The sequence below is a fragment of the Methylobacterium phyllosphaerae genome, from assembly GCF_001936175.1.
In the GTDB taxonomy this organism is placed as follows: domain Bacteria; phylum Pseudomonadota; class Alphaproteobacteria; order Rhizobiales; family Beijerinckiaceae; genus Methylobacterium; species Methylobacterium fujisawaense.
Genome location: NZ_CP015367.1, coordinates 4,032,247 through 4,045,708, shown reverse-complemented (window position 1 = coordinate 4,045,708; position 13,462 = coordinate 4,032,247). Strand labels below are relative to the sequence as shown.

The window sequence follows — 13,462 nt, the reverse complement described above, 5'->3', positions numbered from 1 at the left end:
GCGCCTCAGGTCTCCGAAGCCGTGAAATGCCGGGCCAGCACGGCGCGGACCTGCGCCACCAGATCGGCCTCCGGACACGAGATCTGCGCGGGCCGCGCCGCCTTCCACTCGGCGTTGCTGGCGATGGATTCGGCCGCCTGGGCACCCGCGATCAGGTCCTTGATCTGGACCTCGCCGGCCAGACGCTCGTTCGAGCCCTGGATCACCGCCACGGGTGCGCGCCGGCGGTCGGCGTATTTCATCTGCGCCTTCATGCCGGCGGCGCCGAGGTAGAGCTCCGCCCGGATGCCGTCGGCGCGCAGGAGCGCCACCAGCCGCTGGTAATCGGCCATGTTCTCCCGGTCGAGGACCAGCACCACCACCGGCCCGGGCGCCTCGGCGCCGGCGAGCAGGGGGCTGCCCACGAGCTGCAGGGCCGAGAACAGCCGCGAGACGCCGATCGAGAAGCCGGTGGCCGGGACCGGCTCGGACCGGAACCGCCCGACGAGCCCGTCGTAGCGTCCGCCGCCCGCCACCGAGCCGAAGCGGACGGTCTGGCCGTCCTCGTTGGTCACCGGAAACGTCAGCTCGGCCTCGTAGACCGGGCCGGTATAGTATTCGAGGCCGCGCACCACGCTCGGATCGGCGCGGATCACGTCGTGACCGTAGCCGGCGGCGGCGCAGAGGCGCATGATCGCGTGCAATTCGGCGATGCCCTCCCGGCCGGTCTCGGACTCGCCGACCGCGTCGTGCCAGCCGGCGAAGAACTTCTCCCAGAACGCCATCTTGTCGGCGCCGTCCCCGGCATCGGCCTGGAACGACACGTAGGCGAGGATCCGGCCGATCGCCGCCGCGTCGAGGCCCGCGCCCTTGGTGAAGTCGCCGCTCTCGTCCTTGCGGCCGGCGCCGAGGAGATCGCGCACCCCGTCGACGCCGAGCCGGTCGAGCTTGTCGATCGCCCGCAGGACCGTCAGGCGCTGGCCGGCCTTGTCGGGACCGGCGAGCCCGATCGCCTCCATGACGCCGTCGAGCACCTTCCGGTTGTTGACCTTGACCACGTACTGGCCGCCGAGCCCGAGGCGGTTCAGCGTGTCGGCCATCAGCATGCAGGTCTCGGCATCGGCCGCGACGCTGCCGGCGCCCACGATGTCGGCGTCGAACTGCATGAACTGGCGGAAACGGCCCGGCCCCGGCTTCTCGTTGCGGAACACGTAGCCGGCCCGGTAGCTGCGATACGGCTTGGGCAGGGCGTCGTAGTTCTCGGCGACGAAGCGCGCGAGCGGCGCCGTCAGGTCGTAGCGGAGCGACAGCCACGCCTCGTCGTCGTCCTGGAACGAGAACACGCCCGCGTTCGGACGGTCGAGGTCGGGCAGGAACTTGCCGAGCGCCTCGGTGTACTCGACGAAGGGCGTCTCCAGGGCCTCGAAGCCGTAGAGCTCGAAGCTCTTGCGGATCGTCTCCAGCATCCGCCCCTGCGCGGCGATCTCACCGGCGCGCCGGTCGACGAAGCCGCGCGGCAGGCGGGGCTTCAAGGTCTCGGCCTTCTCGGCCTTGGGGGTGTCGGCCTTGGACATGTGCGCGCGTTCGCTTCTCGCGGACCCGGAGCCCGGGTCCGGCATCGGATCTTGAATCGTCTCCGCCGGGCGGAGAACCCTTGGCCGGGCTCTAAAGCATGCCGCGCGAAAGGGGAATTCGGTTGGCGGGGCTTCGATTGGCGGGACTCAGTACGGCGCCGTCAGCTTGAGCCAGAGCAGGGCCGCGAGGCTCACCACGGCGATCGGCATCTGCAGCGGACGCAGGCGGGCATGCGCCAGCGGCACCTCGCCGGCGCGCGCCGCGATCGGGTCGAGGATCCCGATGGCGGCGTAGCCGAGGATCAGCATCGCCAGCGCCGGCACGGCCTTGCCCATCACCGCCGTGAACAGGCTGGCCAGCCCGAGACCGTACAGGATCAGCATCGTCACGAGCTGCGACACCTGCGGGCCGCCCTCGGTCCGGAAGCTGACGCCTCGGCGCACCCCGGCCAGGAACAGCAGGATCGAGGCCGCATAGAGCAGGGTGAACAGCGCCACCAGATAATCGAGGGGCTGGCCGTTCAGCCACCACGCCACCGCGGCCCCGACGGCGATCGGCACCATGGGGCCGAAGCCGAAGACGAGGTCGAGCCAGGGGATCCGGCGCGGCTCGCGCGTGGTGAGGGTGCGTCCGGTAGCGTCGTCGCGCATGGCGGTCAGGGGGGACTCTTGGTTGGACGGTCTGCTGCGCTGCAGCACCGGGACGGGGAACGGCCGCGCGCCGGCCCGGTTCCGATGACCCCGTCTGCGGACTTGCCTCTCTAGCGCCGGCTCGGCGTCCCGGCGAGGCCCTTGCGGCCGGGCCTTTGCGGTCCCCGCGCCGGCATCCCGCGCCGGGCCCTTGAGTGCGGGCGAAAAAGGCGTTATCTCTACTGCGCCCTCATCACAAGGTCTGCGCCGCAGCGCGCCCGTGAGCCGCGAGGGTCCTGCCTCATCGGTTTCGCCAATCTGACCCCGGGCCCCTCGCCGCAGCGCGGCCCGCTCTTCGGCGCCCATCCCCCGGGTGCCTGGCACTGAACCGGCCCTCCCACCTCTTCCGTCGGTTGCAAGACACCCCATGACGCCAAACCCCGACGCCCTCGCCGACATCGAGACCGCGGAGCCGGCCGATGCGCCCACCATGCCCGCCGCCCTCGAGGGCGTCCGCGAGGTCAAGCTCCAGGACCTCAAGTCGAAGACGCCCACCGACCTGACGGCCTTCGCCGAGGAGGTCGAGGTCGAGAACGCCTCGACCATGCGGAAGCAGGAGCTGATGTTCGCCATCCTGAAGCAGCTCGCTGCCAAGGAGGTCGAGATCATCGGCTCGGGCACCGTCGAGGTGCTGCAGGACGGCTTCGGCTTCCTGCGCTCCTCCGACTCGAACTACCTGCCGGGCCCCGACGACATCTACATCTCGCCGACCCAGATCCGCCGCTTCGGCCTGCGCACCGGCGACACCGTCGAGGGCCCGATCCGCGGCCCCAAGGACGGCGAGCGCTACTTCGCGCTCCTCAAGGTCAACACGATCAACTTCGAGAACCCGGAGAAGATCAAGCACAAGGTCCACTTCGACAACCTGACGCCGCTCTTCCCGACCAAGCGGTTCAAGCTCGAGCTGGACAACCCGACCAAGAAGGATTTCTCCCCGCGGATCATCGACATCGTGGCGCCGATCGGCAAGGGCCAGCGCGCCCTGATCGTGGCGCCGCCGCGCACGGGTAAGACCGTGCTGATGCAGAATATCGCGCAGTCGATCACCCTTAATCACCCCGAGTGCTACCTGATCGTGCTGCTCATCGACGAGCGGCCCGAGGAGGTCACCGACATGCAGCGCTCGGTGAAGGGCGAGGTCATCGCCTCGACCTTCGACGAGCCGGCCACCCGCCACGTGCAGGTCGCCGAGATGGTGATCGAGAAGGCCAAGCGCCTCGTGGAGCACGGGCGCGACGTCGTGATCCTGCTCGACTCGATCACCCGCCTCGGCCGCGCCTACAACACCGTGGTGCCGTCCTCCGGCAAGGTGCTGACCGGCGGTGTCGACGCCAACGCCCTGCAGCGGCCCAAGCGCTTCTTCGGCGCGGCCCGCAACATCGAGGAGGGCGGCTCGCTCTCGATCATCGCCACCGCGCTCATCGACACCGGCTCGCGCATGGACGAGGTGATCTTCGAGGAGTTCAAGGGCACCGGCAACTCCGAGATCATCCTGGACCGCAAGGTCTCCGACAAGCGCATCTTCCCGGCGATCGACATCACCCGCTCGGGCACCCGCAAGGAGGAGCTGCTGGTCCCGCCGGATTCGCTCAAGAAGACCTACGTGCTGCGCCGCATCCTCAACCCGATGGGCGTCACCGACGCGATCGAGTTCCTGCTCGACAAGCTGCGCCAGACCAAGAGCAACAGCGACTTCTTCGACTCGATGAACACCTGAGGCGCCGGTTCAACGGGCATCCCAACCCGTCGCCTCCTCCTCGGGTGCGGCGCAGCCGCCTCGGAGGAGGGCTCCAGGGATCGCAGGGCATCCGGAGGCCTCCTTCGAGGCCTCCGCTGCGCTACGGCACCTCAGGATGAGGGGGAGGGTTGGAGGGCCGGTGTGCCTCTGTCCCGCCGCGGCACGGAAGCGACCGGCTCCGCGATGCGGCCGTTGACTGTCTCCTAACCCCTCCCTGCCAAGGTCCTCCTCGGGCGCCAGGTTGCGTATCGGCGCCGCGACAGCCCCGCCGGCCGGTCCATCCCGGCGGCGGGGCTCGTCGCAGCCCGCGCGATCCCCGGCTTGCACCGATCCCCGGATCCGTGACACTGGCGCGATGCTCCGCTCGCCCTGGACCGGTCCGGATCCGCTCCTCCTCGCCTCGACCAGCCCGACCCGGCGCCTCCTCCTGGAGAGCGCCGCCCTGCCGGTCGAGACCGCCGCCCCGGATGTCGACGAGCGCGCCCTGGAAGCGAGGTGCGCCGGCCTGTCCCCGCCCGACCTCGCCCTAGTGCTCGCCCGCGCCAAGGCGGAATCGGTGGCGGCGCGCCATCCCGGCCGGATCGTCATCGGCGCCGATCAGGTGCTCGATCTCGACGGCACCGTGTTCCACAAGCCGGCCGATGCGCAGGCCGCCCGGGCCCAGCTCGCCCGTCTGTCCGGCCGCACCCACGCCCTGCATTCCGCCGTGGTCCTGGCCGGGGCGGTGCAGGACGCCTTCGTGGAGACCGCCCGGCTGACCCTTCGCCCCCTCGATGAAAGGGCCATCGCGGCCTATGTGGGCTGTGCCGGCGAGGCGCGGGTGCGGTCGAGCGTCGGCGGCTACCAGCTCGAAGGGCCTGGGATCCACCTGTTCGAATCGGTCGTGGGCGACCACAGCACCGTGCTGGGCCTGCCGCTGCTGCCGCTCCTCGCCCGCCTGCGCGGGGCCGGGGTTCTGGATTTTTGAGGGAGCCTCCCCTTGGCCGGGCATGACCATTCCCACGACGGCCATTCCCACGACGGCCACGCTCACGGAGGCCATTTTCACGGAGGCCATGCCCATGGCGGCCACGGCGGCCACGCGCACGTGCCGAAGGATTTCGGCACGGCCTTCGCCATCGGCATCGTCCTCAACACCGCCTTCGTGGTGATCGAGGCGGCCTACGGCTATCTCAGCAACTCCATGTCCCTGGTGGCCGATGCCGGCCACAACCTCTCGGACGTTCTGGGCCTCGCGGCGGCCTGGATCGCCGCCCTGCTGGTGCGCCGCCGCGCCACCGCGCGCTTCACCTACGGCTATCGCGGCTCCTCGATCCTGGCCGCCCTGTTCAACGCCGTGGTCCTGCTGATCGCCATGGGGGCGGTGATCTGGGAGGCGCTGGTCCGGCTGGTCCATCCGGAGCCGGTCGCGGGCACGACCGTGATGGTGGTGGCCGCGGTGGGAATCCTGGTCAACGGCCTCACCGCGTGGCTCTTCGTCAGCGGCGCCAAGGGCGACATCAACGTCCGCGGGGCGTTCCTCCACATGGCGGCCGACGCCGCCGTCTCGGCCGGGGTCGTGATCGCGGGCCTCGTGATCCAGCTCACCGGCTTCGCCTGGCTCGACCCGGCGGTCAGCCTCGTCATCGCGGCTCTGGTCGTCTGGGCGACCTGGGGCCTGCTGCGCGACAGCGTGGCGATGTCCCTCGACGCCGTGCCGCCGCAGATCTCCCCCGATGCCGTGACCGGCTTCCTCCTCGGACGGCCCGGCGTTGCCGGCCTGCACGACCTGCATATCTGGCCCATGAGCACCACCAGCATCGCCCTGACCGTCCATCTCGTGATGGCGGAGGGGCATCAGGCTCACCGCCACCCCGGCAACGGCTTCCTCAACGAGACCGCCGAGGGCCTGCGCACCCGGTTCGGCATCGGCCACGCGACTTTGCAGATCGAGGAGGCCGGCGGCCCGGCCTGCCGCCTCGCGCAGGATTGCGCGGCATGAGCGTCGCGAATCCCCGCGCCTTCGTGGTCGGCCACCCGATCGCCCATTCGCGCTCGCCGCTGATCCACGGTTACTGGCTCGCCGCGCACGGGATCCCGGGCTCCTACGAGCGGCTCGACGTGCCGCCGGCGGCGTTTCCGGACTTCATCCGCGCCCTGCCGGATTCGGGCTTCCGGGGCGGCAACGTCACGATCCCCCACAAGGAGGCGGCCTTCGCGCTGGCCGACACCCTGACGCCGCGGGCCAAGGCGATCGGCGCGGTGAACACCCTGGTGGTCGAGCCCGACGGGCGGATCCGCGGCGACAACACCGACGCGCCGGGCTTCTGCGCCCATCTCGACCACACCTTAGGCGCAGCCTGGCCGGCGCGGGCGGGCGGCACCGCCCTGGTGCTCGGCGCCGGCGGCGCCGCGCGGGCGATCGTGGTCGGGCTGGCCGAGCGGGGCCTGCGGCGCATCTGGGTCGCCAACCGCACCGCGGCCCGGGCCGAGGCGGTGGCGGCGCTCGCGCCGGGCATCGGCGCGGCGCTCGCCTGGGACGACCTGCCGGCGGCGCTCGCCGGGACCGGCCTCCTGGTCAACACCACGTCCCTCGGCATGAAGGGCCAGCCGCCCCTCGCCATCGACCTGTCGCCCCTGCCGGCGGAGGCGGCCGTGGCCGACATCGTCTACGCACCCCTGGAGACGGAGCTCCTCGCGGCGGCGCGCCGCCGGGGGCTCGCGGCCGTGGACGGGCTCGGCATGCTGCTGCACCAGGCGGTGCCGGGCTTCGAGGCGTGGTTCGGCCCGCGCCCCGCCGTCACCCCTGCGCTGCGCGACCGGATCGTGGCGGATCTCGCCGGATGACCCCGAAGGCCGGATCCGGACCCGTCATCCTCGGGCTCACCGGCTCGATCGGCATGGGCAAGTCCGCCACCGCCCGGATGTTCGCCGACCGCGGCGTCCCGGTTCACGACGCCGACGCCGCGGTCCACGCCCTCTACGGGCCCGGAGGCGCGGCCGCCGCGGCGATCGGCGCGGCCTTTCCCGGCGTGCTCGACGGCGACGGCGGCGTCGACCGGACGCGGCTGCGCGCCGCGGTGCTCGACGCGCCCGACCGGATGGCGGCGCTGGAGGCCATCGTCCATCCCCTGGTCCGGGCGGCCAGCACGGACTTCCTGGCGCGGCACGCGGCGGCGGCGCTGGTCGTCCTCGACATCCCGCTCCTCTACGAGACCGGCGGCGCGGGCCGCTGCGACGCGGTCGTGGTGGTGAGCGCCCCGCCCGAGATCCAGCGCGCCCGGGTGCTCGCCCGCCCCGGCATGACCGAGGCGGCCTTCGCGGCGATCCTGGCCAAGCAGATGCCCGACGCCGAGAAGCGCGCCCGGGCGGATTTCGTCATCGACACGAGCCGGGGTTTTCCCGCCGCCGAGGCCGAGGTGGCGCGGATCGTCGAGCGCCTCACGGCGCATCGTGCGGAGCCGCACCACGGCACCGGATGACACGCCCGCGCGGATGAATATCTGCGGTTGCGTTCCGGGGGGAACACGAACGGCAGGATGGACGTGATGGCGCGGCACTCCGGCGGGATGGATCCGGTCCGGTCCGGCGGCCTCGGGGCCGCGACCCTTCTCGTGCTGCTGGCGGCCATGCCCGCGCAGGCCCAGTACGCCGCCAGCTGCCCCCCGCCGAAGAAGTTCGCGGCCGGCGCCTGCGTCACCGCCTGTCCGGGCGGCTACGAGGACCGGGGACCCGTCTGCGTCTACCGCAACACGTCCCGCTGAGGCGCACGGGAGCTTAACCCCTCCGCCTTATCCGGCTAGGGTCCGCCCCCACCCCGCGAGTCGCGAGACCCATGCTGCGCGAGATCGTCCTCGACACCGAGACCACCGGCACGGAGGCGAAGGGAGGCGACCGGCTGATCGAGATCGGCGCGGTGGAACTCCTCAACCACATCCCCACCGGCCGGAGCTTCCACCGCTATTGCAACCCGCAGCGGGCGGTCTCCGAGGGGGCGTTCAATGTCCACGGCCTGTCCGACGCGTTCCTGTCCGACAAGCCGGTCTTCGCGGAGATCGTCGGCGAGCTGCTGGCCTTCCTGGCCGACGGACGCCTCGTCATCCACAACGCGCCCTTCGACGTCGGCTTCCTCAACATGGAATACGCCCGGCTCGGCGCGAACGCCCCGCCCCCGATCCGGCTGGAGGACGTGGTCGACACCCTGCCGATGGCCCGGCGCAAGCATCCGGGCGCGGCCAACAACCTCGACGCCCTCTGCAGCCGCTACGGCATCGACAACACCCGGCGCACCAAGCACGGGGCGCTCCTCGACGCGCAGATCCTGGCCGAGGTCTATGTCGAGCTCCTCGGGGGCAAGCAGACCAGCCTCGGGCTCTTGGACGCGGAGCAAGCCGCCCCGGTGGCCGGATCTTCCGCCCAGGCCGTGGCCCCCGTGGCGCCCCGTCCCTACCGGAGCCGTCTTACCGATGCGGAGCGCGCCCGCCACGACGGCTTCCGCGCGAGCCTCGGTCCTGCCGCGATCTGGGCCGACTATATCGGGGCGGACGATCCCGTCTGATCCGGCGGTCTGATCCCTAAGCCTGCTGCGCGGCGCCGACGGTTGTCGCATTGCACAGGGGCGTTTATTGCAATGCACAAAACATCCTCGACACATCATCTCGCAGGATGGTGAGGGTCGGCTCATGCGATGCCCGCGCGGTGGCGCAGGCGCATCGGGTCCGGCCGTGACAGAGACATTGAGGCAGTGAGGCGCGCACGCATGACCGAGAATTTCGGCAGTCGCGACGGACAGCGCGACGACAAGACCGGCCTGTCGCCCTTCGCCGACATGATCGAGGCCACCCGTCTGACCGGCCTCGGCCGGCTCGAGGAGGCGACCGCCCTGATCCAGCGCAGCCTTGCCGGCCAGAGGGCCGCACCCGCTGAACACGCGTCGACAGACGCTTCCCCGCACCACGCCGATCCGTCGGCCGTGCCGCAGATTCCCGCAGCGGAATCCGGGACGCGGATGCGCGAGGTGGTGGGGCAGCTCGTGCGCGGCCTTGCACCGGTGCTGAAGGGCCTGGGCAACCCGCTGCGGCACCCCGCTCCGCCGCCCGCCGACCGGGGGGGCGGGACCGGGGGCCGCTTCGTCGCCCTGACCCATGCCGAGCCCGCCGGCACCCGCGAGTACAAGCTGTTCATCCCGAGCCATCCGGACGCGACCGCGCCGCTGATCGTGATGCTGCATGGCTGCACGCAGAATCCGGACGATTTCGCCGCCGGCACCGGCATGAACACCCTCGCCGAGCGCGCCGGCGTGTTCGTGGCCTACCCGGCCCAGAGCCGTCAGGCCCATGCCCAGCGCTGCTGGAACTGGTACGAGCCCCGGGACCAGGGCCGGGGCACGGGCGAGCCGGCGATCATCGCGGGCCTCGCCCGCGCCATCATGGCGGAGCACCCGATCGACCGAGCCCGGGTCTACATCGCCGGCCTGTCGGCGGGGGGCGCCGCTGCCCTGAACATCGCCCGCGCCTATCCCGACCTCTTCGCCGCCGTCGGCGTGCATTCCGGCCTCGCGGCCGGCTGCGCCCGGGATCTCGGCTCGGCGCTGATGGCCATGCAGGTCGGCGCCCCGGGCCTCGGCACCGCCACGGCTTTCGGCAGCCCGGCCCCGGCCACCCGCGTGCCGACGATCATCTTCCACGGCGAGGACGATGGCACGGTGAGCGTGCGCAACGCCGATCAGGTTCTGGCCCAGGCGCACGTCGCCGGTCTGATCGCCCGGTCCGAGACCTTCGAGGGCCGCGGCCACCCCTTCACCCGCACCCGCTACCGGGACGAGGCGGGCCGGGTCGTGGTCGAGGATTGGCGGGTGCGCGGCGCCGGCCATGCCTGGTCCGGGGGCCGCCCCGACGGCAGCTACACGGACCCCGAGGGGCCCGACGCGTCCCGGGCGATGCTCGACTTCTTCGCCGAGCACCGGCTGGGACCGGCCCGGCGCCCGTAAGGGGTTTCCCCAAGGTCCGCGCACTCTGGCGGGTTGTCAGGGCGCGGCCCTGCTGTATCGCAGGGCTTTGCCCTGCACCCACAAAAGGTCCCGGACCTTTTGAATCCAGGACCTTCCAGGACCTTCCATGACCGCGACCGCCACCCCCGCGCCGATCCCGACCCTCCAGGGTCTCGCCGAGGTCGCCGACCGGTACGACCTGATCCTCTGCGACGTCTGGGGCGTGCTGCATGACGGCCAGAAGGCCCACGAGGCCGCCGGCGAGGCGCTGATCCGCTTCCGTGGCCTTCCGGGGGCGCGGCCCCGCCGGGTCGTCCTCGTCTCGAACGCGCCCCGGCCCGGCGACGGCGTCGGCCGCATCCTCGACCGGTTCGGCGTGCCGCGGGAGGCCTACGACGCGATCCTGACCTCGGGCGACCTCACCCACGACCTGATCGCCGCGCGCCCGGGCGCCCGGATCCGGCATCTCGGACCGGAGCGCGACCTCGGCATCTTCCAGGGGCTCGACCTCAGCCTCGTCCCGGAATCGGAGGCCGACCTCGTCGTCTGCACCGGCCTGTTCGACGACCGCAGCGAGACCCCGGACGATTACCGGCCGGAGCTGGAGCGTCTGGCCGCCCGCGGGCTGACCATGATCTGCGCCAATCCCGACCTCGTCGTGGAGAGCGGCAACCGCCTGATCCCCTGCGCGGGCCTGCTCGCGGCGGCCTATGCGGAGATCGGCGGCCCCGTGGTCTATGCCGGCAAGCCGCACCGCCCTGTCTACGAGGCGGCCCTCGCCAAGGGGGCGGCCCTCACCGGGGCCCCGGTGGATCCGGCGCGGGTCCTGGCGATCGGCGACGCGATCCGCACCGACATCGCGGGCGCCCGCGGCTTCGGCATCGCCAGCGTGCTGGTGGCCCGGGGCATCCACGCGGAGGAACTCGGCGTCACGGCCGCGCATCACCGCCTGGGCGACGTGGCCGAGTGGCTCGGCCGGCAGGCGGTGCATCCGGACGGGGTGATCGAGCGGCTGGTCTGGTAGCGCCCTTCCGGACCTCGGCGTATTGCCGTCAGTCCAACTTTCTGAAATCCGCGACAAGCTTGACACCGCGCGGGAAATTGCGTGGATTTGCGGGCGTGAATCGATCCCGCGTCCAACAATCAGCCCCGACATTCGCTTCGCTCGTCATGCGATTCGACCGGGAGACCTGTCCGGCTGCGGTGCTTTCGACGATCGGGGCCGGTGAGACGGCGGGTCTTGCGTGACCCTGGTCTCCGGACTGCCGGACTTCCTGCTCTATCTCGGCACCGCGACCGGACTGATCGGCCTCTACCTGCTGATCTACACCCTTGCCACCGCGCATAACGAGGTCGCGCTGATCCGCCGGGACGTGACGGCTGCGGCCATCGCGCTGGGCGGAAGCCTGCTCGGCTTCACCCTGCCGCTGGCGGTGGCGATCTACAACGCACGGTCCCTGCTCGACTGCCTGATCTGGGGCCTGATCGCCCTCGTGATCCAGATCGCGATCTACTGGCTCGTGCGCCTTGCGGTGCCGGACCTGTCGCGGCGCATCGAGGAGGATCGCGCCGCCGCCGCGCTCCTCCTCGGCGCGGCCTCGCTGGCGGGCGGCGTCGTGAACGCCGCCGCGATGACCTATTGAGCGGCCGGTGACGGAGACCGCCCCCGCCCCCGCCCCCGCAGCCGTCGGCGCGCCCGAAACCGGTTTCGCCGCCGCCCGCCGCTCCAAGCGCTCGGCCGCCGTGTCGCTGGTTCTGGTCGCGGGCGCCGGCGCGGCCGCCCTGACCCTCGGCGGCCTCGATCCGTCCCAGCGGGAGGAGGAGGCGCTCGTCTACGGGACGCTCGGCGCCTGCATCGCCCAGCAGCTGCGCAGCGCCGAGGCCTGCATCGCCGCCTACAAGACCGCGCAGGAGGCCTACGCGGCGACGGCGCCGCGCTACGAGACCGAGGCCGATTGCCAGCGCCACCACGGGACCGGCGGCTGCACGCCGGGCGGGCCGGTCACGGAGGCCGCGCGCGGCCGCTACCTGCCGGTGATGGCCGCCTTCCTGATGGGGCGGACGGACGCGCAGGACCTGCCGGTCCAGCCGCTCTACCCGCACGCCCCCGAAGAGGAGCGCGACGCGGCGGAGGCGGGGACGGCCGGACATGGGGGCGGCTACTGCACCGGCACGGGCGGCCGGGTCGCCTATGCGGGCGGCGTCTCGCGGGTCCATGTCCCCGCCTCGGTCGCCCGCACCACGAGCACGACCCCGCGCACGATCAGCCGCGGCGGCTTCGGCGGCACCGGGCGGGCGACGGCGTTCTCCGGAGGCTCGGGCGGCCGCACGGGCGGTTTCGGAGGCGGCTGATGCGCCGGGTGGCGATCCCGGAGCGGCCCGACTGGCGGCTCCACGCCGCGCGGGCCGGCTTCGCCTTCCACACGTTCGACGGCGCCCCCTACTGGGATGAGACCGCCTACTACGCCTTCAGCCTCGCCGAGATCGAGGACGCCATCGAGGCGCCGAGCGCCGCGCTGCACGAGCTCTGCCTCGCCTTCGTGGACCGGGCGGTCCGCGACGAAGCGATTCTCGCCGCGCTGCGGATCCCCGAGCATGCCTGGGACGCGATCCGGGCGAGCTGGGAGCGGCGCGACCCCAGCCTGTATGGGCGCTTCGACTTCAGCTACGGGGGAACCGGGCCGGCGAAGCTCCTCGAATACAACGCCGACACGCCCACCGCCCTCTACGAGAGCGCGGTCTTCCAGTGGCTGTGGCTGGAGGACGGGCTGGCCCGGGGACGCCTTCCCGCCGGCGCCGACCAGTTCAACACCCTGCACGAGGCGCTGGTGGCGCGCTTCGCCGCCGTGGCGCCCCCGGAGGGCGTCGCTTTCGCGGGCTTCCCCGACGCGCCGGAGGATCGCGGGACGCTGGCCTATCTCCAGGATTGCGCGCTCCAGGCCGGCCGCGCCGCCCCCTTCCTGCCGGTCGAGGCGATCGGGCTCGCCGAGGACGGGCGCTTCGTGGACGCGGCCGGTGCCCCGATCGGCTGCCTGTTCAAGCTCTACCCGTGGGAATGGATGTTCGCCGACCCGTTCGGCCGCGCGGTCGGCACGGCATCGACCCGGTTCCTGGAGCCGCCCTGGAAGGCGGTGCTCTCCAACAAGGGGATGCTGGCGCATCTCTGGGCGATGGCGCCGGGCCATCCCAACCTGCTGCCGACCTATTTCGAGGAGGACCCGGCCAAGGCCGCGCTGGGCCGGAGCTTCGTGAGGAAGCCCCTCTACGGGCGCGAGGGCGCCAACGTGCTGATCGTGCGCGACGGCGCCGTCGCGGCGCGCGACGAGGGTCCCTATGGCGGCGAAGGCTTCGTGCGGCAGGCCCTGGCCGCGTTGCCCGATTTCGAGGGCCGCCGCGCGCTGGTCGGCAGCTGGATGGTCGGCGATCGACCCGCCGGCCTGTGCCTGCGCGAGTCGGACGGCCTCATCACCACCGACCGGGCCCGGTTCGTCCCGCACCTCATCGCGCCGTGAC

Annotated in this window: 14 protein-coding genes; 12 read left to right on the top strand and 2 right to left on the bottom strand. The window is 72.1% G+C overall.

Annotated features, from left to right (window positions below):
* Nucleotides 1-5: 5 nt before the first annotated feature.
* Together hisS and MCBMB27_RS18420 are read right to left on the bottom strand one after the other, a co-directional pair.
* Nucleotides 6-1,553, bottom strand: coding sequence for a histidine--tRNA ligase (hisS, locus tag MCBMB27_RS18425; RefSeq protein WP_075381010.1), 1,548 nt, complete (start codon nucleotides 1,551-1,553; stop codon nucleotides 6-8).
* A 147-nt stretch (nucleotides 1,554-1,700) separates the two neighbouring features.
* Nucleotides 1,701-2,204: a DUF3429 domain-containing protein gene (locus MCBMB27_RS18420; protein WP_043353871.1), complete on the bottom strand. Its 504-nt coding sequence runs from the start codon at nucleotides 2,202-2,204 to the stop codon at nucleotides 1,701-1,703.
* A gap of 406 nt (nucleotides 2,205-2,610) precedes the next feature.
* Here MCBMB27_RS18420 and rho point away from each other — a divergent pair, with 406 nt between their 5' ends.
* The 12 genes from rho to MCBMB27_RS18360 all read left to right on the top strand — a co-directional run bounded on the left by rho (nucleotide 2,611) and on the right by MCBMB27_RS18360 (nucleotide 13,461).
* Nucleotides 2,611-3,960: a transcription termination factor Rho gene (gene rho, locus MCBMB27_RS18415; RefSeq protein WP_043386160.1), complete on the top strand. Its 1,350-nt coding sequence runs from the start codon at nucleotides 2,611-2,613 to the stop codon at nucleotides 3,958-3,960.
* 376 nt (nucleotides 3,961-4,336) lie between these two features.
* Nucleotides 4,337-4,948, top strand: a complete 612-nt coding sequence (locus tag MCBMB27_RS18410) for a Maf family nucleotide pyrophosphatase (RefSeq protein ID WP_075381009.1) — start codon at nucleotides 4,337-4,339, stop codon at nucleotides 4,946-4,948.
* Nucleotides 4,949-4,960: 12 nt separating this feature from the next.
* Nucleotides 4,961-5,962 carry a cation diffusion facilitator family transporter gene (locus MCBMB27_RS18405; RefSeq protein WP_075381008.1) on the top strand — a complete coding sequence of 334 codons (1,002 nt, stop codon included), beginning with the start codon at nucleotides 4,961-4,963 and terminating at the stop codon, nucleotides 5,960-5,962.
* A complete protein-coding gene (locus tag MCBMB27_RS18400; RefSeq protein ID WP_043353865.1) occupies nucleotides 5,959-6,807 on the top strand; it encodes a shikimate dehydrogenase in 849 nt (282 codons plus the stop codon). Before MCBMB27_RS18405 ends, MCBMB27_RS18400 begins: the two co-directional genes overlap by 4 nt.
* Nucleotides 6,804-7,442 (top strand): dephospho-CoA kinase, encoded by a 639-nt coding sequence (coaE, locus tag MCBMB27_RS18395; RefSeq protein WP_075381007.1) that lies wholly within the window; start codon nucleotides 6,804-6,806, stop codon nucleotides 7,440-7,442. Before MCBMB27_RS18400 ends, coaE begins: the two co-directional genes overlap by 4 nt.
* A 66-nt stretch (nucleotides 7,443-7,508) precedes the next feature.
* The gene (locus MCBMB27_RS18390; RefSeq protein ID WP_043353881.1) at nucleotides 7,509-7,724 is read left to right on the top strand and encodes a hypothetical protein; all 216 of its coding nucleotides are present in this window, start codon (nucleotides 7,509-7,511) and stop codon (nucleotides 7,722-7,724) included.
* A 71-nt stretch (nucleotides 7,725-7,795) separates the two neighbouring features.
* A complete protein-coding gene (gene dnaQ, locus MCBMB27_RS18385) occupies nucleotides 7,796-8,518 on the top strand; it encodes a DNA polymerase III subunit epsilon (RefSeq protein ID WP_075381006.1) in 723 nt (240 codons plus the stop codon).
* A 201-nt stretch (nucleotides 8,519-8,719) separates the two neighbouring features.
* Complete coding sequence (locus MCBMB27_RS18380; RefSeq protein WP_075381005.1) at nucleotides 8,720-9,949, top strand: extracellular catalytic domain type 1 short-chain-length polyhydroxyalkanoate depolymerase; 1,230 nt, start codon at nucleotides 8,720-8,722, stop codon at nucleotides 9,947-9,949.
* A gap of 127 nt (nucleotides 9,950-10,076) precedes the next feature.
* A complete protein-coding gene (locus tag MCBMB27_RS18375) occupies nucleotides 10,077-10,973 on the top strand; it encodes a TIGR01459 family HAD-type hydrolase (RefSeq protein ID WP_043759579.1) in 897 nt (298 codons plus the stop codon).
* Between the two features lie 220 nt (nucleotides 10,974-11,193).
* Nucleotides 11,194-11,592, top strand: a complete 399-nt coding sequence (locus tag MCBMB27_RS18370; RefSeq protein WP_043353858.1) for a DUF350 domain-containing protein — start codon at nucleotides 11,194-11,196, stop codon at nucleotides 11,590-11,592.
* Between the two features lie 7 nt (nucleotides 11,593-11,599).
* Complete coding sequence (locus MCBMB27_RS18365; RefSeq protein ID WP_075381004.1) at nucleotides 11,600-12,301, top strand: DUF1190 domain-containing protein; 702 nt, start codon at nucleotides 11,600-11,602, stop codon at nucleotides 12,299-12,301.
* The gene (locus tag MCBMB27_RS18360; protein ID WP_075381003.1) at nucleotides 12,301-13,461 is read left to right on the top strand and encodes a glutathionylspermidine synthase family protein; all 1,161 of its coding nucleotides are present in this window, start codon (nucleotides 12,301-12,303) and stop codon (nucleotides 13,459-13,461) included. The genes MCBMB27_RS18365 and MCBMB27_RS18360 overlap by 1 nt, the downstream gene beginning before the upstream one ends.
* Nucleotide 13,462: the final 1 nt, after the last annotated feature.